Below are 26,377 nucleotides of genomic sequence, written 5' to 3'. Positions count from 1 at the left end.
ATCAGCCTTTCAATCCGGTATGGGCCAGCCCTTCGACGAACTGGCGCTGGGCTATGACAAAAACGATGAGCACAGGGATCGCGGTCATCGTCGCGGCGGCAAGCTGGATGTTCCACATCGCGCCACCATAGGCGTCGGTGAACTGGGTCAGTGCCTGCGGCAGGGTGAATTTCTCGGGGGAAGAGAGGAACACAATGGGTTCGAGATAAAGGTTCCAGGAATGCAGGAAGGTAAAGATCGCCACCGCACCAAGGGCGGGTTTCGCCAGCGGCAGGGCGATGGTCCAGAAGATCTTGAACCGTCCCAGCCCGTCAACGCGCGCCGCTTCTTCCAGCTCTTTCGGCAGGGCGATAAAGAATTGCCGCATCACGAAGGTGGCAAAAACCGACGGCGCGCCAAAGACCGGCACAAGGATCAGCGGCCAATGGGTGTTGATCATGTCCCAGCCAAGGAAGATCTGGAACAGCGGCACGATGGTCACCTCGGACGGGATCAAAAGCCCCACCAGCAGCACCATGAAAAGCGCATTGGCAAAGGGGAAATCAATCCGGGCAAAGGCATAGCCCGCCATCGCCGAAAACAGCAGCGTGCCGCAGGTGACGATGGCCGCGATATAGGCCGAGTTCCAGTATTGCTGGGCAAAGGGCTGCAACTCGAATGCCTGACGATAGGTCGAGAAATCAAAGCGGCTGGGAATGATTTCAGGCGGGAAGGCAAAGATGTCCGAAATCGGCTTGACCGAAGAGGTCACCATCCACCAGGTCGGAAAGACAAAGGGGATCAGCAGCACCAGCATCAGCCCGTAAACCGCCACCTTCATCCGGGGCGAGAGATCACTTTTCATAGAAGACAATCCTCTTGCGCATTTGCCATTGCACGAAGGTCAGCACCGCGACGATCAGGAACAGCAGGATCGACAGGGTCGCGCCATAGCCGAATTTGTGGAATTCGAAGGCCTGTTGATAGAGATAGTAGACCAGCACCGTGGTCGACATGCCGGGCCCGCCCTTGGTCAGCACGGCGATCTGGGCAAAGACCTGAAGCGAGCCAACGATGGTGATGATCGAGGTCAGAAGCACCGTCGGGCTGATCATCGGCAGGGTGATGCGGCGGAACTGGGCAACGGCGGGGATACCGTCAACGCGGGCGGCCTCGTAAAGCTCTTTTGGCACACCCTGAAGGGCGGCAAGAAACAGGATCATGTTCAGCCCGACGTTTTTGAATACCTGCACCACCACGACCGAGATCATTGCCGTGGTCGGATTGCGCAGCCAGTTCGGCCCTTCGATCCCCACGACCTGAAGGATGCCGTTCAGCCCACCGTTGTTTTGCAACAGAAAGCTCCAGACGATGGTCCAGGCGACCAGCGACACCACGACGGGTGAAAAGAACAACGTGCGGAAGATGGTGATGCCGCGCAGTTTCTGGTTCAGCAGCACCGCCAGCAGAAGCGCCAGCGACATGTTGAACACGACGAGGAAGACCGAGAAGATGCCCGTCGCCCCCAGCACCTTGAGCAGGCCGGGATCAGAGAGCAGACGCTGGTAATTCTCGGTGCCGGTAAAGCGGAAGGTGCGCGCCAGCACGTTCCATTCATGCAACGAATACCAGAACACCAGCGCCAGCGGCAGGAGCACGAAGATACAGATGCCCAGCACCTGCGGCGCGATGAAAAGATAACCGACAAGACTGTCGCGGCGGTCCATCGTCCAGAAGACGCGCTTGCGACGGGGTGGATCGGAATGGGTGGCCACGACAGTCATCAGCTTGCCTTTGCTCCCTTACAGCAGCGGCTGGATAGAGCGGCAAACCGCCCCCAGCACCGCTTCGACATCTGCATCCGGCTGCCAGAGCGCATCAAGCTCGGCGCGCACCAATTGCTGGATTTCCGAATAACCTTCATGCACCGGCAGCACGCCGCCACGGGCGATACCCTGGACCACGACGTTTTCGATCATCGCGGGCGTCAGCAGCGGGTTTGTGGCCCCCAGCGTGTCAGCATTGAGCAGGCTCTGGCGGATCGGCGGAAAGAATTGTGCCAGTTTGGCCGAGTTTTCCGGGTTGGTCATATGCGCAAGAAAGTCGACCGCAAGATCGGAGTTCTCGCTGTCCTCAAACACGCCAATGGCGGCCTGACCGATCACCGAATATTCACCGGCGGGGCCAGCGGGCAGCGGCACCAGATCCCAGGCGAAAGCATCGTCGCCCTTGGGCAAGAGCGAGGCGCGCGAGATCTGGGTGATGCTCATGGCGGCGTCACCGGCAAAGAAATCAACGCTTTCGCCCGGACCGGGAATGGCACCGTCTTCGAAAATGGCCCCGTGGATAAAGGTCATGGCCGCAACCATTTCCGGGTCGGCAAAGCCGCAGGTATCGCCATCGGCGCTCCAGGGCGAAGCATCCCAACCGCGCCAGATCGCGGCAAGGTTCTGCCAGGTCTGGTAGTTGAAGTCGCGAACGATGATGCCGTCCTTGTCGCCCTCGGCCACCTTGGCCGCCGTGGCCATGGCGTTGTCCCAGGTCCATTCACCGGCCGCGATCAGGTCCGCCGGGGTGCGGGCGCCGGCGGCTTCGATCAGATCGGTATTGGCAAAGATCGCCAGCGGCGAGGTCGAGAACGGCACCGCATAAAGCTCTCCATCGCGCCGCCAAAGCTCTGTCGGCTTTTCGATCATGTCGCCATAGTCGAAACCTTCGGTATTGCTGAAAGTTTCGTTCAACGGCGCAAGGATGCCGGAGTTAACGAAATCCGCCGCCGTGCGTTCGAGAATCCAGGCCAGATCGGGCGGGTTGCCGCCAGCGATCTGGGTGGTGAGCGTGGTGGTGTAGCTGGCAAAGGGCAGCGACTCGAAGGTCACGCTCACGTCGGGGCGATCGGCGGTAAAACTGTCGGCGATCTCGTTGAAAACCGCGAGATGCGCCTCGTTCGCGCTCCAGATTGTCATGCGCAGGTCCTGCGCGCTGGCCGCGCCCGCCAGCGCGGTGGTCATTGCCAGAACGGCAAGGGGTGTCAGTCGGTTCATGTGGTTTCCTCCCTGGAATGTTTGTCTTTTTGTTTAATAGCCGCGCACATCGGGCCAGCGGGTTTCGACGCCTTGCTGGCGCAGAAGCTCCTGGAAAGCCGCCAGTTTCGGGTCGTCACCCTGTACGGCATGCGGGTCGGTGCCTTCGTTGAGGCAATGCGCCGCCAAAAGGCCCGCAACCTCGCCGATGTTCCATTCCACCGGATGCAGGCGATAGCAGCCGTTGGTGATATGGGTGGTGCCGATGTTCTTGCCCGCGGGCAGCAGGTTCGAACGTTCCTTCGGCAGCATCGCGCCCAGCGGAATTTCAAACGGACAGGACGGCACGTCGACGTAATTGTCGCCCCCGGTCGAAGGGTGCAGGTCGATCCGGTACATGCCGGTGCCAACGCTGTCGCGATAGTTCACGGCACCCGCCTCGCCGCGCACCTCGTAAGACAGATCCTGTTCCACAATGGTGGTGACCGCCCGGATGCGCCGCGCCTCGCGGATATAGGGGGCCATGGCCAGCCCGTGATCGGTGCCAGTGACGTCGCCGCGCAGACGCAGGCCGGGGAAACCCTGACCGCCATCTTCGCGCGGTGCCTCGGTCTGGAGCCAGTAGAAGACGGAATAAGACAGCTCTGCCGCGCGGGCGATGCGGGTGTCGAATTCTGCTTTGGTGCAATCAATGATCGGCTCCTCGAAATAGTCGATCATCGGCCAGTTCACGAGGCAGACGTCCGAGGCATAGGCACCCTTGACGAAGTTTTCGCGCGCGGCGATGCGCCGGAAGGTCCAGAGGTTGCCGTCGCCGGGATTGCGGCGCTGATCGGCATCAACCAACAGCGGGTTGTCGCCGGGGTTGGGTGTGAAGCTTCGGGTCGCAGTTTCCAGCGTGCGGGGATTGGGCGATTTGAAACCAATCAGCGGCCCGCCCCAGAAGTCCGGCTGTACCTTGCGCCAGTAATCATATTCGCCGGCTTGTCGATCACGTGGTTGCCGTCGACATGATCGACCGCGAAACAGATCGACACCGCCTGCTGGTTGTCGGGCTGCGCCTCGGATGGTGCGCTTGGCTCGCCGGTCTCGGCCTGGCTTTCGAAGCCGGTGACATAATCGGTGCCGGTCAACGGCAACAGATCGCCCAGCTCGGTGGCGTCGATCACATAAGCTGCTTCAATCTGGACCTGATCGCCAGAGTGCACATGTTGCACGGTCACGGCGCGCACCCGGTCGCCCTCCATCTCGGCGGCGACGGGTTCATAGGGTTTCAACAACGTCAGCCAGGCCGGAGCCGATATAGGGCATCAACCAGGCTTCCATGATCGCGACGGGCACGCGCGGTTCGACACACATCCGGCTGACCCAGCCGGCGCCGGGGTTCAGATCACCCCAATTGCGGGCACCTTCGGTCAAGGGATAATAATCGCGATAGAACTGCCGGATCGCGGTGCGCAGCTCGCGGTAGGTCCGGGACCCGCCAAACTGCTCGATCCAGGAATGCTCGTCAGAGGGCACGGCCTGGCTGGTCAGCTGGCCACCAATCCATTCGTAGGGTTCGGTCATCACAACGCTGCGGCCAGATCTCAGGGCGCCCAGCGCGGCGGCAACACCACCGACGCCAGCGCCGATGATCGCGATATCGGTCTTCAATTCTTTCACGTCACACTCTTTTCTTTGATGGGTCCGAGGGTCTCACCCTCAATCAGGTCGCAGCGCAAAAGCGACTGCCTGTCGTAATCGCGCCCTTCGAGCCGGGCGATCAGCGCCGTCGCGGCGCGCTGCGCCATTTCCTCGCGCGGGATGGCATAGGTGGCAAAGCGGGTGCCGGTGTCGTCGGGTCGCACGTGGCTGCCCAGAACAACGATTGAGAGGTCGCCGGGCACGCTCAGCCCGGCTGCGGTCGCGGCGCGTTTGAATGGAATGGCGTCGGCCAATTCGATGAAAAAGACGACGCTGGCCCCCGAGGCCCGCACCTCTGCAAGAAGCTGCTCTGCCGGCAGGCCGACCTCTGAGATATGCAGGTTCAACGCGCCGCCCTCTGCCAGACCGGCATTGAACCCGGCCCAACGGTCGGCGATGGATTCCGCGCCGCCGTCCTGGCCGACATAGGCAAAATGCGTATGGCCCAGCCCGCGCGCACGCTCTGTCAGCGCACGGGTCGCATCGGCGTAATCGGCACCGACATAATCGACCGGACCGCCGGCATCATCGCGGCGACCGATAGCCATATAGTCAAAATCGCCCTTCACCAATTGTTCGAGATCGCGGTTGTCGAATTTGCGACCCAGCAGAAGGCAGCCATCGGCAATCCGCATCCGGTTCGGTTCACCAAAAATCCGCTTTGCGCCGCTCGCGTCACGTTCCGCCGAGGTCATCAACAACAGGTCGTAGCCCTGTTCCTGCGCCGCCGCCTCGATCCCGAAAAGAAACGGCGCAAAGAAGTCTGCCTGCGCCCGGGGAAAGGCCGGCTCATAGGTGAAGACGCCGAGGATGTTGTTGCGCCCCTTTGCCATGCGGCGGGCGATCGGGTCGGCCACATATCCGGTCTCGTCAATGACCTTCTGGATACGTTTGCGGGTCTCGTCCGGAATGCGTTTCCTGTCCCGCTCCGCCCCGTTCAGCACGATCGAAACCGAGGCCTGGCTGACGCAGGCGCGCTTGGCGATTTCCTTCTGTGTGAGGCGTCGTCCCGACATTCAATAGCTCCGGTTATGCGTATAACTGCTAATACGTATAACCTCGCGATTACCGCCAGTCAACCGGTTCTGATCTGTCGGCCCGTGCAGCGGTCTGCGCCCGCTTGATGCAACAGCACTGGACGGCCAATATCACCGCCCCTAACCACAGGTAATTTAATGACAAAACAGCTATCCCCCCCTTGCCCGAAACAACAGCCATGGGTTGGAGGGCAGGCCGTTCATCCCGTTCGCCCTCGCCAAAAGTGGCCCTCGTGATCTGTGCCAGAGGTCTTGGTCTTGATCGGGATCAGCCAATCAATGATTCGACCTGAAACCCATGACGAAGCCCCTGCCCCGGGGCGACATGAACGCGCAGCGCACGCATTGCGAAAGCTTGCTAAACGTCTCTCAGGTCCATATTGCGATGCGTAGAATTGCACGAATTGCAGGAGCGCCACATGAGCTTGTCATTTGCATATTGCGCGATGATCCTGGGGGTGATTTGTTTTCAGATCGCTTTGATCTTCGGTGCTCCGTGGGGCAGGATCACACAGGGCGGCCAAAACGATGGGCCCCTGCCAATATCCGGGCGGTTGGTGGCGGCAGCGTCCATTTTCATCCTGCTTGGCATGGCGCTCTCCGTGCTGTCTGCGGACGGTCATTGGCCGGGCTGGCCGTCCTGGACACTTTGGATTGCTCTGGCCGTGAACGCGTTGAGTATGGTGTTGAATTGGATCACACCCTCGAAACAAGAACGTAGGCTTTGGGCCCCGATCATGACGGTCATGTTCCTTTTGGCGGTTGCCGTTTTCTGGTTTTGATTGCCAGCAGAACGCGCCGCCCTGGCGGGAACCGGGGTGTTCGGAAATCACAGCACGACATAGGTTTGCAACATTGGTGCGCACTGCAGCAACCGGCACTTTGGGTCGCCCGTTTTGATCGCCGCACCGGGCCGGGGTTTTCAGCCAAATAGAAAACCCGCCCCCGGCAAAACGCGGGGGCGGGTCATCATTACATATGCCCTACAGCATGACTTCCTTCGACTTGAAGGTGATGCCGGCGGTTTCCCGTGTGGCGTTTGACACCTTGCGGATATCACCCCAGCAATGTTTGTAATCCGGCAGGACCAGTTCGTTCACCCCCGGATTGACCACATTGCCCTGGCTGCCCGCAGGTGAGCCAAAGACCATGGCAACCTGGTCGCGCTTGGACGACGGTGTTGGATAGGCCATGCCCTGGGTCACGCCGTTGTCGTTGATGATCTCGATCAGATCGCCCGGCTTCAGATCCATATCCACCATGTCATCCGGGTTCATTTCGACAAATGGATAGGGGAAACGATCCTGCACGAACTCGTTCTTCTGATCGAGAAACTGGTTCTGCCAGAAGATATTGGCCCGGACGTTGTTGATCCAGAACCTGTGGGTGGCTTGTTCACGGGCCTTGCCCGCAGCCTGCCAGCCGCGCCACCCCGCCGCACAGAACAACGCCTTTTTGTCGTCGCGGCCATGCCGGTCGAACGTGCCATCGGCATAGAGCCGCTTGGTGCCGACCAGCACACCATTTTCGTAACCGACAACCGGCTCTTGCACCCCGTCGTTGCCCATGGCCCGCAGGCGGTCATAGGTCACCTCTGGATTGCCGACGTTAAAACCATCCATGAAAGCGTCTTCTTCGGTCTGCCAGTCATAGCCTTTGAACTGATCGGCATAGGCATCGTGGCCCATCTCGCGCAGCACATGTTCCATGCTCCGAGCCATTTCCGCCGCAATCAGACAGTCGGGCTTTGAATTCCCATAGGGGTCCATGTATTTTTCAGACAGACGCAAGCGCCGCTCGCCGTTCATCGAGGTGAGGTTCATCTCGTTCAATTCACAGGCAGGCAAGATCACATGCGCGTTCTGGCCGATCTGGCTGTGGATGATATCCACGTCCACCACGAACAGGCCACCGGCATTGATCGCGGCCACGATTGCGTCGATCAACTGGTCGCGAGTGCCCCCGGCGGCTGCGTCGATCGCATCCTTGACCATGTCTGCCCGGCGTTTGTGAACGCGCTTGAATTCCGCAGCATTCAGGGTGGTCTTGTAATGGTCGCAGGCCCAGATGTGATGCACACCGCCCAGACCCCGGATCAGGAACTGATCAATATATTCAGCCGGACGACCGACATGCGCATCAGACGGACGGTAATACCCCTCCTGGTGGCCACCCAGACGGCACACACCGCCACCTTCGCGGCCAACATTGCCTGTTGCCATGGCGATGTTCACCAGCGCGCCAATGGTGCGGTAATTGTCATTGCCCCAGATGATGCCCTTTTCATAACAGGTCACGCATTTGCGGCGGCTGCCATCGTCATGCGGCATCGCAATCCATTCGGCGGCCTTCTGGATATCGGCCGCTGGCACGCCACAGATCTCTGCCGCCTCTTCAAGGGAGGTTCGACAGGTTTGCATGGCATAATCGAGGCTACCAAGACCCGCAGGATGCGCGCTATCCTCGGCCACGGCTTCGCCGCCCTGAAAGGTCGAGTTCCCGATAAAGTCGGAATCCATCCAGCCCTGATCGACGATCTGCGTCAGAATGGCGTTGAACAACGCCATATCCGTGCCTTCCTTGATCGCCAGATGCAGGATGTTATCTGGCCCGGCATATTGTTCAGAGGAATGCACCGTCAGCGTGCGCCGCGGATCGACCACGACCATCCGGGCCCCGTTTTGCAGACCCGGCACCATGTGGTTCAGATAGAGGTTGGTCTGGGTCTCCATCGAGTTTGCGCCAACCATGAAGATCGTGTCTGTCAGTGTGTAATCTTCGTAGGCATAGTTCAGCTCGCCAATGCCCATGTCGCGTGTCGAATGAACCTCGGAATTATAGGCCGGGCGGTTGTGGATACGGCAATTCTTGATCTTCATGCTTTCGAAGTAGAGCTTGCCGGTGCCCCATGTGTTTTCATACCCGCCAGCGGACCCACCATGGTCGAACATCGAAACCACAAGATCGTCCTCGGACCCTTCGGTCACCACGCGCGCCGTCACCCGGGTGACGAGGTCCATTGCATCCTCCCACGAGGTAGGCTGCCAGACGCCGTTTCGCCACACCAGCGGATCGGACAGGCGTTGTTGTTGTGTCCCGGTCACCTTTGAGGGGCGGTTTTCGGCCATGCGCGCGCCACGGATCGAGCCGAGGCCAGAGTTCACGACGCAATCCACATCCGGTTTGACCACCAGATGCACGTCTTTGCCGTCCTGCCTGACGACATTGTACATCGACGGCGCATACCAGGCCTCGGTGTCCTGATATTGCTGTTCGCTCAGGTCGACGCCAAACTTGTTCTCGTCCGGGTTGGTGCCGCCCTGCTTGTGCAGCGGCCAGGTGTAGGCCTTGTAGCCACAACCGACGATGCAGTAATGGCAGGTCACATTGTGTTCCTTGGCGTCTGCGGGAATGATCGGCAGACGGTCGATCTGTCTTTTGTAAGCCATGTGTCCCTCTCCCTTACAGCACGTTCGACAAACGGCCATAGATCAGCTCGTCCACCCCGTTTGCGTAAATGTCACCTTTGTCATCCACGCTCAGCAGGAACTGCGGCAGGTTGTTGGTGGCATGGCCCCAGATCTGCTGGCCGCCGTTTTCACAGTCAAAGCGGGAATGGTGGCCGGGGCAGTTGAGGCTCTTGTCCTCGGGCGAATAGGTCATCATCCAGCCCTTGTGCGGACACAGCACCGAAAAGGCCACGATATCGCCATCCGGGCCAACGCCGCCTTCGACCGCTTCGCCCAATTTGAGCAGCACGCCCAGGCTTTCCTCGTCGGGATAGGTGATGTCCAAAGGTTCGTTCACCACCAGATCCGCGATATTGGCAAGACGGTTGGTTGGCATTTCAACACGCGCCAGCGCCCGCGCCTTGGCCTGTTCCGGCGTCATGACCGTTGTCGCAACAGCGCCCGCCGTCGCCATCATGCCGCCCCTCAGAAACTGTCGACGTCCTGCGTCGACCAATCGGTTACACTTCATTGGCTGGTGCCCTCCCTGGCTCATCAAGTGATGGATGATTGCCACCAGCCTACCCCCGCCCCCGGACCGCGCGACGCCACAAGAGCACATGCTGCAACGCAGCTAGAGATTGATTTTCATAGAGAAAACTTCATGTTCGGAAATCCGAACACGGCCAATGCCGCAATCAGGAACCGGACAGGCCGAGTTTCTGCATCTTTTCCCAAAGCGTGGTGCGGGCAATGCGCAACAGTTTGGCCGCCGCGCCAATCTGGCCGTCGGTCCGATCGAGGGCAGCAATGATCTGTGCCTTTTCGGCGGCATCCCGGGCCTCGGCGAGGGACATCATCTTATCCGGTTGGGCCAACCGTTCGGGGAACAGATCCGTGGGTTGCAGCAAAGGTCCGTTCGCCATGGCCAGCCCGCGCAGCAATCTTGCCCGCAGGTCACGGCCACCGCCGGGCCAGTCGTGGCTGCGCACAGCCTCTTCACACAGCGCGCTGATCCCGGTCAGGCCCGGGGCGTGGCGCGGTGCCAGTTTGCCGAACAATTGCTGCAACAGCCAGACCGCATCCTCGGGCCGGCTGTGCAGCGGGGCAACCGGAATCTCGGTTCGTGCCAGCCTGTAAAACAATTCCGAGCTGAAGGCGCCCTGCGCGATCATGGCCGCAGTTTCATCGCCACATGCCGCCACAAGCCGCCCGTCAAAACCCGCATCAATCCGGTCGAGCAGCTGCGCCTGGCCCCTTGCGCTCATCTTGCTGACCGCGCTGATGAACAGGGTTCCCTCCCCCAAGACATCAAACCCACCACCGGGGCGGAACAAGGCCGCCTCGGCCTCGGCATCACGCGCCAGATTGATCATGATGAAAGGCGCGGCAGAACGGTCCGACAGATCGTGGATGCGCCGCGCCACAAGATCCTTGCCGGTGCCCGGTCCACCAAGGATCAGCACGGGATGACTTGACGTTGCAGCATTGCCGATCAGCCCCTCAATTCGGCGCGCGGCGGCCGAAACGCCCATCAAGGGCGGAAAGTCATTGTCTTGAACCGACTTCTTCTGTTGTCCGACAAGCAGGCTGAGACGTTCAAGGAAGACAGGCATTTCAAAAGGCTTGGTCACATAATCCGCAGCGCCCGATTTGATCAGCCGCACGGCCTGGCCGATGCCGCCCTGACCGGTGATGAACAGAAATGGCGGCGGTGTCCCGGTGCGCAGAAGCGTCGAAAACAACTCTTCCCCGGACCCGTCCGGCAGGCCGACATCACAGATCACCGCGTCGATTGGTTTCTTGGGGGTCCGGATCGCCCCAAGCGCACGCGCCATTTGTTTGAGCCAGTGAACCTCTGCACCCTCCAGTTCCAGCCGCTGCAACAATGATGCGCCCATGATCGGGTCATCCTCGACCAGAACGATGTATCTATTCCTGAGCATCGCGGGCCTCCCCGGGCGTTGGCACAGTGACCGTGATGCGCGTCACATCGTTTTCGCGCGCATGTGCGACGGTGCCAACCATCTTCCTTGCAAGGTCGCGGACCAATCGCAACCCAACACCGCCACCGGGCGACAGCGGGCCGTCGCCGAGCAATCGGTCCAATGCGGCCCTCGGCATGGCCGCGCCGGTGTTGGCGATCTGAAGCGTAAGACCGCCCGCGCCTGATCGGACGATCAGACCGACCCGCCCCTCTTTGCCCGCCGCGGCACAGGCGTTCAGCAACAGGTTAAGCACGATCTGCCGCACCGGTCCGGCGGGACCGCCGCTTGCGCTGACCGCGGCGGGATCGACCGACCACGCCAGATCCTGCGCGAGCCGCGACACTTCGGGTTGGATCAGAAGCTTGATGTCCTCGAAATCATCGGGGCCCAGCACGCGGGTCTCTGGATCGACGCGGTTCTGGTCCAGCGTTGCGCGTGTCACGTCACGCAGATGGCGCAATCCCCGGTCAAGCAGATCGGCGGATTGGCGCACGACCTCTGGGCGGTCGGGATAGCTGCGGATCGTGTCCGTCGCATTCAACAGCCCGCCCAGCGGATTGTTGATCTCATGCGCCAGCGACGAAGACAGCCGCCCAAGCGCCACGAACCGTTCCCGTTCCGCCAGCCGCCGCTCGGCTTCGGCCTTGGCAGCCACGGCGTCGACCATCGCGTTATAGGTGCGCGCCAGTTGGGCCAATTCACCATCGCCGCGCGGGATATCAGAGTCCGGGATCGACCGCGGCTTGCCTTGTGTTTCGGTCATCTGGCGGGCCAGCGAGGTGACAGGGTGCAGCATCTTGCGCATCGCCAAAAAGCCGACCACCGCCAGAAGACCAATGGCCATGGCATTGCCCATGATCAGATACAACAGCGCCTGCCTGCGCTCGATCAAGAGGTCGGACACGTCAAACTCGGTCGCGATCTGCCCGACGGCACGACCCTGATAGCTGAGCGGCGCAAGCAGGCTGAGCACAGGTGCGGCCCCATCCACCGTCAGATCATCCAGCGACACCGCATCCCCGGCGAGCGCTGCGATATCGCTGTCGATCGGGACACGCCGGGGATCGGTTGCGGCCAGCACCCTACCACGCACGTCCGCCACGGCGGTCAGAACCATCCGGCGCCCCTCACCGCCCTGGGCCGCCCGGTCAAGCGTGTCATATACCTCCCAGTTGTCATGCCGCAGCACAAGCGGCCCCAATGCCACCGACAAACCCTCCACATGCATCCGGGCCAGTTCCTGAATGCGGGCGTCCTGCACCTGTGCCAGCGACCGCAGAACCTGCTGCGAGGCCACCGTGCCAACAAGCACCATCATCGCCGCCGCAAGAAGGGGCAGCTTGATCGACAGAGGAATGGGGGCAAACCAAGTCATGCCTCAGGGGTCCAGATCACGCATGCGATCGGCAATCCCATCAAACAGGGCCGGGGTCGCCCGCTGGAACCCGTCAAGTTGCAGCGACATCAGCGCCTGTCGGCCCTCCGCCGTTTCGGCAAGGCTCAACAACGCGGTTTGCAAGGCGCGCACCGGTTCTGACGCCAGGCTGTCACGCCGCGCGCAAACCGGGGGAAAGCCCAGCCATTCCGACCGGGCAATCACGCGTGTGCGCGCGGTGAGGTCCGGCTCGATCACGGCGAGGGCCTCCCAGACATAGCCATCGACGCTGCCCGAGCGCACCAACCCATCCGCCACCGCGCGCACCACATTGCGATGGCCATAGGTAAAGATCGCACGGCTGAAAAAGCTCTCGACCTGCGCGCCCATGCGCCGCAAATTGGTTGCGGTGACAAGATAGCCGGAATTCGAATCCGGGTCGGAAAAGGCATGTATGGCGCCGCGCAGGTCCGCAAGATCACCGGCAGGGTCATCCGCCCCGACAATCAGATAGGACTGATAGCGAGGGCCGCCGCGCCAGACCGGGACAGCCACAAGATCCAGCAAATCAGCGTGTTGTAGATAGGGATACCCGCACAACCAGGCCGCATCGAGGCTGCGCTCCAGCAAGAGACCGGTGACTTCCTGATAGGTGCGCCGCTGCACAAGTTCGATGTCCCGCCCCATTCCGCGTGACAGGGCATGGCGCAGACCGTCGATGACACCCGCATCATTGTCGAGGAAAACCGGCGTCAGCCCAAGACGAAAGACCGGCTGCGCCCCCGCCCGATCCGCCACCATAGCCGCAAGCGCCGTGCCAACAAACATGCGCCGGCTGAGTGTTTGCGCCATGATTTCCGCCCTCCCTTGCCCGGAACCCCGACCTTTGCCACCCCCTCCGCAGCGTCCGGTCGCACGCACGCCCACATGACGGCAAGAGCGATCACCAATCGGAAACTGCGACCTTCGTCCGCACTGCCATAACATCGAATATATTTTCACAACAGCCTACCGGACGCGCCCCACCCCGGAAACATGGGTGTACCATGCATCATGATCAGCAACGCGCAGATAGCGGGCTTTGCAAACAGACGCGGCGAGGGTGCCCTCAAGGGCAAATTCGGCCCTAAGCCGACCTTGGCCGCATCGCCAAGCGCTGCAACGCGGCGTCACCAAAGCGGCCATTGGTTCATATTGTAGCATTTTCGGTGGGTGAAGGACGGCACAGCGGGACCTTCCAGACCTTCGCCGCTGGTACCCCGATGGCCGCTTTGGTGACCCCTTCCCAAAACGGTCGTTTTAGGGAAGCTGTGAGTAGGGAGTTGGGGATAGTTCAGGTTTCGTAAAATACGCCTGTCAACTTGCTCTAAAGACGTCCCCCGATCCAATTGGTAAACCTTTGCCACATACCGCCAAACTCAGGCGTCTCTTTTGTTTTTACACTATCAGTTACGCTCTCAAGCGTTGCTATACTCATGTTCCAAGCAGTTTGAGGAGACTGTTTTATACCGTTCCATACTTCTTGGCTTGTCGGAATTTGTAAGGCGCAAACCGCTCTTCTGTCATCCAAGCGAGCGGTTTCAGGATCAAGAGCGACTTGAAGATCGTAAAGGTCAATCATGTTATCACAAGCTGTCTTGAGCTCGTATGCTGTTGCTGCAAGGACAATCGCAATCCCGTAGAATGGAACACTTTCACCCGGGATACTGGACACGTTTGCGAGGGTTGATCGCGTTGTCCGGGTCATTGTGCGATCAAGAACTTCTTGTGTGGCCTCCCTAACCGTTGTCGACCGCCCTCTAAATGTAACAGCATCAACTTTTCGGATGCGCGCATTCTCTGCAACAAGGCTGGAGGCATGGCGTTTCTCAATATCGAGATCCGCCCTTAGCCGCGTGTTTTGTGTTGTCAGGTCAAGAGTTTTTGTTTTTGATCGCCCCATAACGGTAGACGTTGACCCAGCAACCGCTGATATTGCAGTGCTTGTGATGGTAGCCAGCGCTGTCATTGTATGGCTGGCGACGAAGAAGCCAAGAAAAAGAAAAAAGGTCAATATGCGGGCGGTTGTGAAGATAATTCGGATCGACCCGATTATCGGCACTAGAGTTTTCTTAAACATTTTTGCCAACCAGATCCTATATGTCTTAATTCTTAAATTGAAGCCAGTGTGCAGAATAGAGAAGACATATCAATGGGCGAAAAACGGAAGGCAGGTTTATGATGATCCGTTACGTCAAATAGTGCAGTTCGGGATCGACTGGTTTCTTGTTGGAAAAGCCAGCACTATCGCCATGCAGGAGCGCTCCAAAGGCGCTCCTGCATGGCACAGGGCCAAAACACCTCGATTGACACTGCCAAAACCCTGTTCAAAACCTAAGTGGTTGTTGAAGGTTTTTGGTCGCTCTCATGATAGCAGACGTTCGTTTGAGAGAGTTCTCGGGCGCGGCTCTGTATCACCGCAAAGCCTCTGCGAGGTCAAACGACACCTGGGTCCAAGCAATTCCGACGGGGGTCTTGGTGCCCCGAGCGAAATCACTTTGGTAGATTGAAGGAAATTGACACTTTGCTGCCCGATCGGCTGGCGAAGTCACCCGGTTTCTTGTGCGGGCTCCTTGGCTTTCACGGCCATGTCGGTGCAGAGAGCAAGTTGTTTTGCCAGTTTGACGGCCTGGCGCGGAGGATGAAGTCATAGCGCATCTTTTGTTCTCCAGTTTGTTGTGCACGCGCCAACAGGCTGCGGCAAAACTGGCGCTTTGGCAGAGTGGATCATGTGGTCGCCAGCACACCGCTTTTGCGCAGTTCGTTTTCCATGACTTGAATGGTCTTTTCGAACAGGGCCAACAGTTCGTCGGCCTCCTCCTGCGTCATGGTGAGCGGAGGCGTCACCATAACCCATTCACCAAATTCGCCGCCAGAGGTCTTGCGGGTGTAGAGCAGCAGCCCATTGTCGATGCCGATTTCGAGCATGCGATAGACTGCGCGATGTTCGTCGGGGATCATGGCTCTGGTCGCCTTGTTGGCCACCAATTCCACTGCCATGAGCATTCCTTTGCCGCGAATGTCTCCGATGATTTCAGATGTCTCGGCGATCTGTTGTAGCCCGGTCATGATATAGGCGCCAACTTTGGTGGCATTGGTCATCAAATCCAGACGCAACAATTCATCCACCACGGCGATGCCAACCGCACAGGACAGCGGATTGGCCGAATAGGTGTGCCCGTGCAGGAATCCGCCCGAATTCAGGATCGTTTCAACCAGATGATTTGGTGTCAGAACGGCAGCCAGCGGCGTATACCCCGCTGCAACACCTTTCGCCAACGTCACCATGTCCGGGCGTGCATCGGGCCAGTGGTCGGCGGACAGAAAAGTCCCTGTGCGGCCTGCGCCGCTCATCACCTCGTCAAAGATGAGTAGAACACCATGTTTGGTGCAAATGTCGCGCACGGCCTTGTAATAGCTGTCAGGCGCCACCAGACCGCCGGTCGCCAATCCACCCACAGGTTCCATAATAAAGGCGAGCACATTTTCCGGGCCGGTTTCGACGATAATTTCATCAAGCCGCCGGGCGCAATTCATTGCGTGGTCTTCTATACTCATCCCTTCGGGGCGGCGGTAGGAAAACGGTGCCGGCACTTTGGGCATGATGCGCATCACTGGCGCGAAGACCTCATCTGATTGCGGGTCTCCGGTGACGGCAGCCGCGCCTAATGTCGCCCCATGATAGCTGGGATAGCGGGCGAGAACCACGGTGCGACTGGCTTCGCCTTTGATGACAGCCGCCTGACGCGCCAGCTTGATTGCCGCTTCCGTGGCCTCCGAACCGCTGCCCACGAAGAAAGCCTGATCAAAACCGGGCCCCGCCAGATCGACCAGCTTGCGCGCCAGATCTCGGTTGGAGGCGTTTTCGAACACCGCCCGGCTGGCGTAGCAAACCTTCTTCGCCTGCTCGAACATTGCGTTTAAAACCGCTTCGTTCCCGTGCCCGAGATTGGTGATTACGGGACCAGACGACGCATCAAGGTATTTCTTGCCGTCGGTGTCCCAAAGGTAGACACCTTTGGCATGGTCAATGGTCGGCATTTTGCCTGCACCACCGTAAAAGACTTGGATTGCCGCGCCGTGTTCCAGGGCCGCCGTGCGAGTGTCGGACATATTGTCTAGCCTTCTGTATTCCGCCACAGAGATTGGTGTTTCATAAGGATTTCGCGAAGACCTTCTTCGAAACGGTCCAGATCGGACTGGGTGTGGCACAGGTTCAACGCCACCAAGCCGCGTTTCGCGAAATAGATGTTTCGGGTCAGGAGTTCGAAGAACAGCAAATCTTTGAGCGCGCTGCACTCGTTTTGAACTTGGTCGGCGCGCGTGATCGGCCCGCTCTGGCCATGGATGTTCATGATGCTGCCGATGCCTGTTACATGAAACGGCGCGTCAAATTCAGCAATGATGGCGTTGAGCCGATCCCGGAAAGCATCGCCCATCTGCGTCAGGCGTTCGGCTTCGTCCCGCGTATAGACCTCTGTCAGTCCCACCAGACCGGCGCGCATTGTCATTACGTTGTTATTGAACGTGCCGGAATGTGAAACAGATCCGGGTTTGCTTGGATCAAACATGTCCATGATGTCGTCGCGGCCGCCAAAGACACCAATGGGCATGCAACCGCCAATGAACTTGCCCATGGTGGTCAGATCGGCCTTGAGGCCCAGGTTTTCTTGCAAGCCGCAAGCATGATGGCGCGACGTCTGGACCTCATCCAGAATGAACAGCGCACCATTCTTTTGGCACCATTCCTGCAACCCATGCAGGAAATCCCGGTCGCCGGGAATGCAGCCGCCTGCACCCAGCACGGCCTCGACCAGAATGCAGGCGACTTCATCGGCGTGGGGGGTGATTTCGGCCAGTGTCGCGTTCAGATCGTTGTATTGGCCATACAAGAAGTCAAACGGGACATTGGCGCGGCTGGCCCCTCCTACAAAAGTCAGCGGGCCACCGTGGTAGCCGCCTTTGAACACCACAACTTTGTCGCGCCCGGTGAACATCCGCGCGGCCACCAACGCCATTGTGTTGGCCTCTGTGCCGGAATTGGTCAGACGTACCTTGTCGAAACAGGGAAAGCGTTCGCAGATCGCGGCAGCAAGATTGGCCTCGCCCTCCGTATGCGAAGACAAATTCAACCCGGCCGAAAGTGCGGATTTCAACTCAGCAATAATTCGGGGGTGGGAATGGCCATAGATGCCCGACGTAAATTCGCTCAGGAAATTTGTGTATTCATGCCCGTCGAGATCCCAAAGGCGGGTATCTTCGCCGCGCGCCATGGTCAAAGGGAACGGTCCGTAAAACAGGCTGGTCCGGGTGTTTCCGGCGGGTAGGGCCAGTCCTGCTTTTTCGTATTGTTCGGCGCTTTTGGGATTGGCCGCACGATAGGTTTCTTCGGCTACAGCAGCGGCTGCTCTCAGGGGCTCTGACGCGGGCAGGTTATCCAACGACATATCATCTCCGGTTTGAAATTGATCCTGAACGGGATCTGGACAGAATTTATTGTACAGTGTACATGAAGGGTGAAGATTGTCCAGCCACTTGACGTGTTGACCGCCAAACGTTGACAGTAAGGATCTGATATGAAAGATATTTTTCTGCCGCAAAGAACTATCTTAGAGAAACGATCTGACGGAAGTCTTGAGCTTTCATCGCCCTACTCCTTGCGGCCCAGCGTCGCCCGAACCGGCGATTGGCTGGATCATTGGGGTGCCGAAACCCCGGATGTGATCTTTCTGGCAGAGCGTGTAGGTGCGGGCTGGGCGACGCTGTCCTATGGCGATGCGCGCGCTCAGGTCCGCGCGATTGCGTCAGCGTTGCTGGAGCTTGGGCTGAATGCGAACAAACCGTTCATGCTGTTGTCCGGCAAAAGCATTGACCACGCGCTGCTGGCCCTTGCCGCGCAATATATCGGCGTGCCTTCGGTGGCATTGGCTGAACAATATTCGCTGATTTCGGCCGCCAACGACAAGCTGCGCCACGCTGTTGATCTGATCGGCCCGGGCGCTGTCTTTGTTGATGACAGCACCAAATTCCAAGGCGCGCTAAGCTCAGGCATTCTTGATGGGATCACGGTGATTTCCGGCGATGGCGGCACTCCGATCTCAATGGATAAGCTGCGCAAGGGGGGGCAGGCGGATGTGGATGCATCCAAACGTCTGGTGAATGCGGATACGGTGGCGAAGTACATGTTCACCTCGGGTTCAACTTCAATGCCCAAGGCCGTCATCACCACGCACGGGATGTTGACGGCAAACCAAATGCAGAAAAGCCAGATCTGGCCGTTCGTCACCCATTCTCCACAGCGGATTGTTGACTGGCTTCCGTGGAACCACACATTTGGCGGCAGCCACAATTTCAACCTGATGTTGTCCAATGGCGGGTCGCTCTATCTGGATGACGGCAGCCCGACCGAAAAAGGTATTGAGCGTTCGATTGAAAACATCCGCATGGTTGGGCAGACGATCTGCTTTAACGTGCCAATCGGGTTTTCGATGATGGCCCAGGCGATGCGGACGGATCATGCGTTTCGCAAGGCGTTCTTTAACGATTTGGATCTGGTGTTCTATGCGGCCGCTTCCATGCCTCAAGCGATCTGGGACGAGTTGAAAGAGCACGCCCTTGCGGAAACCAGTGAAGTGCCGGAAATGTCAGCAAGCTGGGGCATGACGGAAACCGCGCCCGCCGCATTGATGATGCACAAGCACATGGAGCGGGCGGGAATGATCGGCGTGCCGCTGCCAGGAATGACCGCTAAACTGATCCCGGCAATCGAAGGGGCATATGAGCTTCGCGTCAAAGGCCCGAATGTCACAAAGGGATATCTGAATTCACCTGAAAAGACCGCCGAAGCCTTTGACGAAGAAGGCTATCTCGTCACGGGCGACGCGGTGCGCTTTGTCGACAGCGACAACCCAGATGAAGGGCTGTTCTTTGACGGACGCATGTCTGAGGACTTCAAGATGTCGACCGGCACCTTCGTTCAGACCACGAAGGTCCGCACTCTGGCAGTCAGCGCCATGGGAAGTATTGTGGCCGATTTGGTCATATGTGGACATGGTCAGGACGAGCTGGGCGCGCTCGCTTTTGTCAAGCCATCGTTCCTGGCCACACTGGAAAATGGCGATCAAACCGACGGGGACGGTGCGTTGAACCATCCCGCGCTGCTGAAGGCGATGTCGGAAGCGATGACGGCATATGCGGCTGGCGGGGCCGGGTCGTCCATGCGCATCGCCCGCATGCTTGCGCTTGAGGAACCTGCTTCTCTGGCCGGGGGCGAGATAACACACAAGGGTAACTTGAACCAAAAACTGCTGCTTAAGACCCGCGCAAAATGGGTTGATCGGCTCTTTGCAGAAACCGATGCGGCGGTTGCCCGCCTGAAGGAATGAGGAACCGCAATGATTGATCTTAACAAAATTCGTGCGATCGACATTCACACCCATGCCGAGGAACCCTGTGGTTGTCATTCCGATGATGGTTATGATGATCTACAGGCGGCGATGGCGACATATTTCAACGCCAAGATCGTGCAGCCGACAATCGACGAAACCGCCGCCCATTTCCGCGCCCAGAACGTTGCAGCAGTGATTTTTCCGGTCGATGCAGAACGCGAAACCGGTTATCGGCGCTTCTCTAATGACGAGGTGATGGAGCAGGTCGCGCGAAACAGCGATATTCTGATTCCGTTTGCCTCAATCGATCCGTGGAAGGGCAAGATGGCGGTGCGCGAAGCGCGGCGCCTGATCGAAGAACATGGCGTCAAGGGTTTCAAATTCCATCCGACCATGCAGGGGTTCTATCCGAATGATCGGATGGCGTATGAATTCTATGAGGTTCTGGCGGAACACGGTGCTATCGGCCTCTTCCACACCGGCCAGACCGGAGTGGGCTCTGGCATGCCCGGCGGCAACGGCATGCGGCTGAAATTCTCACATCCGATGTATCTTGATGACGTTGCGGTCGACTTCCCTGATATGAACATTATCATGGCGCATCCCAGCTTCCCCTGGCAGGAAGAGGCGCTGGCCGTCGCCCAGCACAAGCCAAATGTCTATATCGACCTCTCCGGCTGGTCGCCGAAATACTTCCCCGAGATCCTGGTGCGTTACTGCAATTCGATCCTGAAAAAGAAGGTGCTGTTCGGCTCTGACTGGCCAATGATTACGCCGGAACGCTGGCTTTCCGATTTTGAGCAGATTGCGATCAAGGATCATTTGCGCGAGGACATCATCAAGAACAACGCGGCCCGGCTCTTGGGGCTGTTGTAGTCGTGGGCGGAGACCAAAGTGTTCGACCTCTCGCCCAAGAAAGGCAAGGAGGTGAACGCCTATTGGCTCCGCAACGACGCCTCCAAGCCTGCTACTATTGAATGGACGTAATGTTCAAAGCCGTCATCCAGCGGCGACGTGGACCCGTTTTCCCATCGCATGATGAAGGATCTGTTTTCCAGTTCCGGCAAATTACGCGCGATGGTTGGAAAACGTTGCGGGTCCACACCACGGATTTCGTCCTTCATGTCCTGGACCCAGCTATCCGTTGCATCAGCGGGCAGGCGGGCGAATTCCTGTGTCGTGAAGCTTACCATGGCGGCCAGCACCGTGTTGTAGGCGGCCCGAAGCGATGCGCCTTTGAAACCGGCACCTTCGAGTGCGGCAAGGATTTCTTTCAATCATCGGGAAATCCAGACTTGTGTTTGACACGAGCTGCGACCCGACAACCGGCGCCATACTGGGATGCGCCTTGATCCGTTCCCGGTAATTGCGGCACAGGTTGACGATACCCCGCCGCCAGTCATCCTCAAAATCTTCTGGAAGCAGATCGGCAAGGACCATCGAAACCACGTCACCCAACAGTGCGTTCCGGTTTTTGATATGCCAGTAGAGCGCGGTTGGATAGACGCCAAGTTCCGCCGCGAGATGGCGCATCGAAAACGCCTCGATACCGTCGCGATCAATGAGCTTCAGGGTGGCTTCGACAATCTCGGATTTGCTCAGCTGCTTCTCGCCCTTGCGGCGCCTGCCTGGCTTTCGTTTTTCACTCTGCGACAAACTTTTTCCAATTTCTGGTTGGTTCAGAAAACCTTGCCACGGTCAGTGTCAGCCGTGAAGCAAATTTCGATGCGCATGGTGACCAGAATTTGTTTCCAACCGCCGATTTTATTGTACAGCGTCGGTATGTTAATACAAGTCGCCCTCCTTGACGGGGCTCTTGCAAATCTGCGAACGGCGAGCAGTTGCGGACCAGGGCAGTGGTCACAGGATCCGTTGGGATGTGTGAGAACCATCTGACATTGGAATATGGCGGTGAGATCGCGACAATCGGTCTGAACTGACCGAAAAAGCGCAATGCCATGACCAACGATCTGCTTGCGCAGATTTGGGCCGGCCCATCACCGGGTTGATGATGCAGGCAGAGGGCCGCATCGGAGGTACGTCGCGGGCGGATGGCCTATTTCCCGAAAGCCTTTGCGCGGCGTTAATCCGGGCCAATTTGGCAGCTCAGGACGGTTCAGCGGCTATTTCGTTATTTGTCATGGTCTACTGCTTACAGACAGGGCCAAGCACTTCGAAACTCCGGGATCAATCTTCAATGCTCGTGTATCCTGTTTCTTCGCCGCCCCTTTTGGTTTTGGTCGCGAAAAACCACACCAGGAAGACAACAGCCCCCGCAAGCAGCGTGACGGCGATCGGATAGCGATAGATCTGCGTTAAGTCGCCACTCATCAGCGATAGCGATTGCGACAAAGAAATCTCAAAGCGCGGACCAAGGAAGAAGGCTATGATGAAGATCACGATCGAATAACCAAACGAGGTCATCAGATAACCGATCAGCGCAAAGACCAGCATCACGCCGACACCAAACAGACCGCTGGTCGACAGAGCAACCCCGACGATACTCAACAGGATGGCCGACGCAAAGATGATGGATTCCGGCGCCGAAATCACCTTCACCCACAAACGAAGACCCAGCTGTCCCAGCCAGAGATTGGTAAAGTTTGCCATGAGCATCGCGCCAAACAATCCGTAGATGAGCTGACCCTGATCCTGGAACAGCAGCGGGCCGGGCTGAATGCCGTGAATCATGAATGCGCTAATAATCAAAGAGGCGGCAACACTTCCCGGAATGCCAAGCGTCAGCAGCGGAATAAGGTTTGCGCCTGCCACTGCCGAGTTCGCAGATTCCGCGGCTGCGATCCCGTGGATGTTCCCTTTGCCAAAACTGTCAGGATCCTGCGACGTGCTCTTGGTGGCAGCATAGGACATAAAGGCCGCCGCGGTCGATCCGATTCCGGGCAGTGCACCAAGAATGGTGCCTATCACCGCGCCACGCAGGATGACGAAACGGCTGCTCCAATATTCCACCCAGGTGACCCGCGTGTCGTCCGGGTTGCCGGTGTCTTGTATCTCGACAGCTGGACGCATTTCGCCACGAATCTCCGACAGGCGGCGCATGATTTCGGAAATCGCCAGAGCGCCGATGGCCACCGAGACCAGGGGAAGCCCATCATAGATATCGAACATGCCAAAAATCATTCGCGGCGTGAAATGTTCCGGGTCGCTGCCAATGGTGGCGCAAAAAAATCCAAAACCTGCGGCAATCAGGCCTTTGGCAACCGAGTCTCCCATGAGCGCAGACAGCACCGCGAAAGTCATGATCATCAGGGCGAGCACTTCTACCGGGCCCATCCTAAGCGCCAGAACAGCAAGGGGCGCCGAAACGGTGATAAGGACAATATCGCTGAAGGTATCCCCGGTAACGGAGGAAAACAGCGCCATTTTGGTGGCCTTCAACGGTTTTCCCTGTTTGGCCAGCGGATGGCCATCCAGAGCCGTGGCAGCCGCGTCCGGTGTGCCCGGGGTGTTGATCAGGATCGCCGGCAAGGCACCGCCAACAAGCCCGCCTTTGCTGACACCAACCAAAAAGGCGATCCCGGCCAGCGGGGTCAAGCTGAACGTGAAAGGGATTGCAATCGCCATGGCCATGACGGGGCCAATGCCCGGAACCGCGCCGACAAATTGCCCAAGCGCCACGCCACATATCACAAAGAAAATATTGGTCAGTGTGAAGGCATCCGCGAAGCCTGCAAGAATAGTTGCTAAATCTACCATGGCTTTTCTCCTAAGGCAGTCCGCGTTCCAACACGATTTCCACAAGAAACCAGATCAGTGCTGGCATGATGACGGCCCCTGAAAAAAGCCAGCCAGGCCAGCGCTCGCCAATCAGCAACATCAGGATCAGCGCCAAGACCGGCGACACGACGGCATACCCGAAGAAGGTCATTGCAAATAGGCTGATCCAGACCAGCACGAAGTAAACCGCAGCCATGAATAGTTCCCGTGCCCCGTGCAATTCGTGCTTTGTGGGCTTGGCCGCGACGACCAAGCCACAAGTCGCGATCAGAAGGCTGAGCGCATTGGGGAGCGTGTCTGGATGAAGTGAGCCGGAGCTCACTTCCTCGACAAACGTCGGGATCACATACAGGTAGAAGATGAGGCCCGCGAAAAAGAAAAACAGGCCCGATATCCGATCCGCTGACAGAGGCATGACGTTCATCCTGATTGTGCGAAAGGAAGGGTGGCCCGCATCTGAAAAATAGAGCGGGCCACCATGAGGAGTTATTTGCCAGCCAGCTTCTCGGCAACGGCCATGCCGCCGACCATCATTTCCCTGGTCCCTTCGGCGCCCAGGTTAATGGGGTCAGCTTTTGTCATGTTCTGAACGATTTCCACGACGCGCGGGTCTTTGATCGCGGCGTCCACAGCCGCGCGCAGGGCATCCAGGGCTGCGGGATCCGTGCCCGCTGTCGTCGCGATGTACCAGACAGGATCAATGAACACGTCATATCCGGATTCGATAAAGGTCAATGCGTCCGGTGTATGGGACAGGCGCTCGGGACCGACGCTTGCGAGCACCTTCATGTCACCGGATTCCAGGTAACGCAGTTCTTCACCACTCCCAAAGGCCGCCTGCACCTGACCGCCAAGCAGCAGTTTCAGCAACTCGGCCCCACCTTTGCTTGTGACAAATTTGAAGTCGATACCTTCTGCCTTGGCAACCACCTCAAACAATGCGCGCTGTCCTGCGGCACTATAGGGAATGGCGATCGGACCATTGTCTTTTACGTGTTGTACGACGCCCGCGAGATCGGAAAAAGGCGCATCCGCAGATGCCACGATCGACAACTGACCGCGCGCCACGGTGCCGACATAGTCAAAACTGTCGAGATCGAAAGCCAACTCATCGCCACGCTGTGCCAAGTTGACCAGGATCGGTTCGTTCACACCAATTCCCATGACAAGGCCCCTGGCCGGCATGTTCGCAATGCCTGTCATCATGGCCACACCGCCACCGCCGGTTTTGTTCTCGGCGATAATGCTCCAGCCTGTCTGCTCTTTGATGACCTGGGCCAGAACGCGCCCCATTGTGTCGGTGCTGCCGCCAGCGCCAAAAGCGATCTGAAGCTTCAGCGTCCCATTCGGCGACCAGTCGTCAGCGAATGCCGTACCCATAGAAAGGACTGTCGCTGCGACAAAGCCCGCTAAGTTTCTCATCAATCCCATTTCACTCTCCGAGGTTTGTCGAGTTTCGTGCCCGTATCAGGCGCAAACTGTACACCGTACAATAACAGGCGAAATAAGTTCGGCAAATTGAAAAACCTGATAGGCATAAGATTTGCCTATGCCTGGTCGACGTCTGTGCCTGATACCCAGGCGAACCCGGGTTAGAGAGTGAGCAGGTCAGCTCCAGATGCCCGCCAAAAATCTAGACTCTTCAAATACTTAGCTTGGCCGCTTCTTTCACGATTGCGTCTTTCAGGGCCAATGCAGCAACGGTAAGTGGCCGTATGCTTGATGAAATTACGGAGACTTCCAAGGGCCCAAAATCGACATGCACGGGGATTTGCACAATGTTCCAGCGCCCCGAAAGATCCTCGAAAAGACTGAGCGGGCAGGTGCAAACACAGTCCGAATTTTCCAACATATTCATCACACTCAACACTGAGTCCGAACAGGTAATCGGCGTGTTGGGTTTGAACCCCAGAGAAGACAAATATTCCTGTATGATATATTCGCGTTCTTTTGGGCCAAACATCAGCCAGTGCGCATCGGCCAGATCGAGGATATTCGATGTCGTTGAAAATCTGGTTCCGGCCCCGGCAACGAAGCACAAAGGGACCGAAAACAGAGCTTCATATGCCAGGTTGACAGCTTCGCTGGCGCGAACAGGTGAGGGCGCTACGACAAGGTCGACCTCACCTTGACGCAGCGGGGTAAAGGCCGATGGGGAATGTCCGCTTTCAATCTGAATCTTTACGGTCGGGTACTTTTTCTTGAAGGATGAAATGGCCAACGGCACGATCTTGGCCGCTGCAATGGGCGACACCATGATTTTGACCGACCCAATCATTTCACCCTGGATTTGTTGCACTTGTTCGTGCAACCGTTTGTATTCGTTGGATATGACACGGGCCCGCGCGATGATTTCCAGCCCCACGGGGGTCGGGGTCATTCCACTTGGCTCACGCACGAATATGTGGGCCCCCAAAAGCTGCTCTGCACCTTTCAACAGGCTTGAAACCGCAGGCTGCGATTTGTTCAGAATTGCGGCGGCACCGCTAATGCTACCGGCATTCGCGATCGCAACAAGCGCTTCTATTTGGTTTGACTTCATAGGGCCACCTGAAGTTTCGACCTCTCAAAAACTGCGGGGCGTGACAAAAGAGTGGTAGTGCAAAGCGTCGCGGGGACGTCCACGACACCCCTGAATATCGCTCAGCTCCCGGTGGGCCGATAGGGCTGTCGAG

The 26,377-nt window shown here is 58.2% G+C and carries 24 protein-coding genes; 3 read left to right on the top strand and 21 right to left on the bottom strand.

The window, feature by feature from the left end:
* Window position 1 precedes the first annotated feature (1 nt).
* The 7 genes from AC0L4F_RS02270 to AC0L4F_RS02240 are packed head-to-tail and all read right to left on the bottom strand — an operon-like array spanning window position 2 to window position 5,704.
* Window positions 2-844, bottom strand: coding sequence for a carbohydrate ABC transporter permease (locus AC0L4F_RS02270; RefSeq protein WP_244684798.1), 843 nt, complete (start codon window positions 842-844; stop codon window positions 2-4).
* Complete coding sequence (locus AC0L4F_RS02265; RefSeq protein ID WP_244684796.1) at window positions 834-1,763, bottom strand: carbohydrate ABC transporter permease; 930 nt, start codon at window positions 1,761-1,763, stop codon at window positions 834-836. The genes AC0L4F_RS02270 and AC0L4F_RS02265 overlap by 11 nt, the downstream gene beginning before the upstream one ends.
* 18 nt (window positions 1,764-1,781) lie before the next feature.
* On the bottom strand, window positions 1,782-3,023 hold the full coding sequence (locus tag AC0L4F_RS02260; RefSeq protein ID WP_244684793.1) for an ABC transporter substrate-binding protein: 1,242 nt from the start codon (window positions 3,021-3,023) through the stop codon (window positions 1,782-1,784).
* Window positions 3,024-3,056: 33 nt separating this feature from the next.
* Window positions 3,057-3,899 carry an FAD-dependent oxidoreductase gene (locus tag AC0L4F_RS02255; protein WP_280520485.1) on the bottom strand — a complete coding sequence of 281 codons (843 nt, stop codon included), beginning with the start codon at window positions 3,897-3,899 and terminating at the stop codon, window positions 3,057-3,059.
* 29 nt (window positions 3,900-3,928) lie between these two features.
* Complete coding sequence (locus AC0L4F_RS02250) at window positions 3,929-4,279, bottom strand: FAD-dependent oxidoreductase (protein WP_280520435.1); 351 nt, start codon at window positions 4,277-4,279, stop codon at window positions 3,929-3,931.
* Complete coding sequence (locus AC0L4F_RS02245) at window positions 4,266-4,667, bottom strand: FAD-dependent oxidoreductase (protein ID WP_348524054.1); 402 nt, start codon at window positions 4,665-4,667, stop codon at window positions 4,266-4,268. The genes AC0L4F_RS02250 and AC0L4F_RS02245 overlap by 14 nt, the downstream gene beginning before the upstream one ends.
* A complete protein-coding gene (locus tag AC0L4F_RS02240) occupies window positions 4,664-5,704 on the bottom strand; it encodes a LacI family DNA-binding transcriptional regulator (protein WP_244684791.1) in 1,041 nt (346 codons plus the stop codon). Before AC0L4F_RS02240 ends, AC0L4F_RS02245 begins: the two co-directional genes overlap by 4 nt.
* Window positions 5,705-6,144: 440 nt before the next feature.
* On the opposite strand from AC0L4F_RS02240, the gene AC0L4F_RS02235 reads away from it, so the two are divergent.
* Window positions 6,145-6,507, top strand: coding sequence for a hypothetical protein (locus tag AC0L4F_RS02235; protein ID WP_244684789.1), 363 nt, complete (start codon window positions 6,145-6,147; stop codon window positions 6,505-6,507).
* Between the two features lie 201 nt (window positions 6,508-6,708).
* On the opposite strand, the gene AC0L4F_RS02230 is transcribed toward AC0L4F_RS02235, so the two are convergent.
* The 8 genes from AC0L4F_RS02230 to AC0L4F_RS02195 form a co-directional block, all read right to left on the bottom strand.
* Window positions 6,709-9,174 (bottom strand): arsenate reductase (azurin) large subunit, encoded by a 2,466-nt coding sequence (locus tag AC0L4F_RS02230; protein WP_244684786.1) that lies wholly within the window; start codon window positions 9,172-9,174, stop codon window positions 6,709-6,711.
* Window positions 9,175-9,187: 13 nt separating this feature from the next.
* The gene (locus tag AC0L4F_RS02225; RefSeq protein ID WP_244684784.1) at window positions 9,188-9,652 is read right to left on the bottom strand and encodes an arsenate reductase (azurin) small subunit; all 465 of its coding nucleotides are present in this window, start codon (window positions 9,650-9,652) and stop codon (window positions 9,188-9,190) included.
* A 220-nt stretch (window positions 9,653-9,872) separates the two neighbouring features.
* The gene (locus tag AC0L4F_RS02220; RefSeq protein ID WP_244684782.1) at window positions 9,873-11,120 is read right to left on the bottom strand and encodes a sigma-54-dependent transcriptional regulator; all 1,248 of its coding nucleotides are present in this window, start codon (window positions 11,118-11,120) and stop codon (window positions 9,873-9,875) included.
* Window positions 11,107-12,537: a sensor histidine kinase gene (locus AC0L4F_RS02215; RefSeq protein WP_244684780.1), complete on the bottom strand. Its 1,431-nt coding sequence runs from the start codon at window positions 12,535-12,537 to the stop codon at window positions 11,107-11,109. The genes AC0L4F_RS02220 and AC0L4F_RS02215 overlap by 14 nt, the downstream gene beginning before the upstream one ends.
* A 3-nt stretch (window positions 12,538-12,540) precedes the next feature.
* Window positions 12,541-13,389 (bottom strand): substrate-binding domain-containing protein, encoded by an 849-nt coding sequence (locus tag AC0L4F_RS02210; protein ID WP_244684778.1) that lies wholly within the window; start codon window positions 13,387-13,389, stop codon window positions 12,541-12,543.
* Between the two features lie 514 nt (window positions 13,390-13,903).
* Window positions 13,904-14,656 carry a hypothetical protein gene (locus AC0L4F_RS02205; RefSeq protein ID WP_244684776.1) on the bottom strand — a complete coding sequence of 251 codons (753 nt, stop codon included), beginning with the start codon at window positions 14,654-14,656 and terminating at the stop codon, window positions 13,904-13,906.
* Between the two features lie 647 nt (window positions 14,657-15,303).
* Window positions 15,304-16,689, bottom strand: a complete 1,386-nt coding sequence (locus AC0L4F_RS02200) for an aminotransferase family protein (protein ID WP_244684774.1) — start codon at window positions 16,687-16,689, stop codon at window positions 15,304-15,306.
* Window positions 16,690-16,694: 5 nt separating this feature from the next.
* A complete protein-coding gene (locus AC0L4F_RS02195) occupies window positions 16,695-18,023 on the bottom strand; it encodes an aspartate aminotransferase family protein (RefSeq protein WP_244684772.1) in 1,329 nt (442 codons plus the stop codon).
* Between the two features lie 129 nt (window positions 18,024-18,152).
* Between AC0L4F_RS02195 and AC0L4F_RS02190 the strand changes: the two genes are divergently transcribed.
* Both AC0L4F_RS02190 and AC0L4F_RS02185 read left to right on the top strand, forming a co-directional pair.
* Window positions 18,153-19,961, top strand: coding sequence for a feruloyl-CoA synthase (locus AC0L4F_RS02190; RefSeq protein WP_244684770.1), 1,809 nt, complete (start codon window positions 18,153-18,155; stop codon window positions 19,959-19,961).
* A 9-nt stretch (window positions 19,962-19,970) separates the two neighbouring features.
* Window positions 19,971-20,840, top strand: coding sequence for an amidohydrolase family protein (locus AC0L4F_RS02185; RefSeq protein ID WP_244684768.1), 870 nt, complete (start codon window positions 19,971-19,973; stop codon window positions 20,838-20,840).
* A gap of 59 nt (window positions 20,841-20,899) precedes the next feature.
* On the opposite strand, the gene AC0L4F_RS02180 is transcribed toward AC0L4F_RS02185, so the two are convergent.
* The 6 genes from AC0L4F_RS02180 to AC0L4F_RS02155 form a co-directional block, all read right to left on the bottom strand.
* A complete protein-coding gene (locus tag AC0L4F_RS02180; protein WP_473445881.1) occupies window positions 20,900-21,088 on the bottom strand; it encodes a hypothetical protein in 189 nt (62 codons plus the stop codon).
* A gap of 25 nt (window positions 21,089-21,113) precedes the next feature.
* Window positions 21,114-21,497, bottom strand: coding sequence for a TetR/AcrR family transcriptional regulator (locus tag AC0L4F_RS02175; protein ID WP_473446062.1), 384 nt, complete (start codon window positions 21,495-21,497; stop codon window positions 21,114-21,116).
* A gap of 654 nt (window positions 21,498-22,151) precedes the next feature.
* Complete coding sequence (locus tag AC0L4F_RS02170) at window positions 22,152-23,681, bottom strand: tripartite tricarboxylate transporter permease (protein ID WP_244684762.1); 1,530 nt, start codon at window positions 23,679-23,681, stop codon at window positions 22,152-22,154.
* Between the two features lie 10 nt (window positions 23,682-23,691).
* Complete coding sequence (locus tag AC0L4F_RS02165; RefSeq protein ID WP_244684760.1) at window positions 23,692-24,117, bottom strand: tripartite tricarboxylate transporter TctB family protein; 426 nt, start codon at window positions 24,115-24,117, stop codon at window positions 23,692-23,694.
* Between the two features lie 71 nt (window positions 24,118-24,188).
* The gene (locus AC0L4F_RS02160; protein ID WP_244684758.1) at window positions 24,189-25,133 is read right to left on the bottom strand and encodes a tripartite tricarboxylate transporter substrate binding protein; all 945 of its coding nucleotides are present in this window, start codon (window positions 25,131-25,133) and stop codon (window positions 24,189-24,191) included.
* Between the two features lie 211 nt (window positions 25,134-25,344).
* Entirely contained in the window at window positions 25,345-26,244 is a 900-nt protein-coding gene (locus tag AC0L4F_RS02155) for a LysR family transcriptional regulator (protein ID WP_244684756.1), read from the bottom strand.
* Window positions 26,245-26,377 lie beyond the last annotated feature (133 nt).

The organism is Marinovum sp. J2-8 (genome assembly GCF_055808435.1).
Note: the sequence above shows the minus strand (reverse complement) of the source record. Positions and strands in the feature narration are given on the sequence as shown.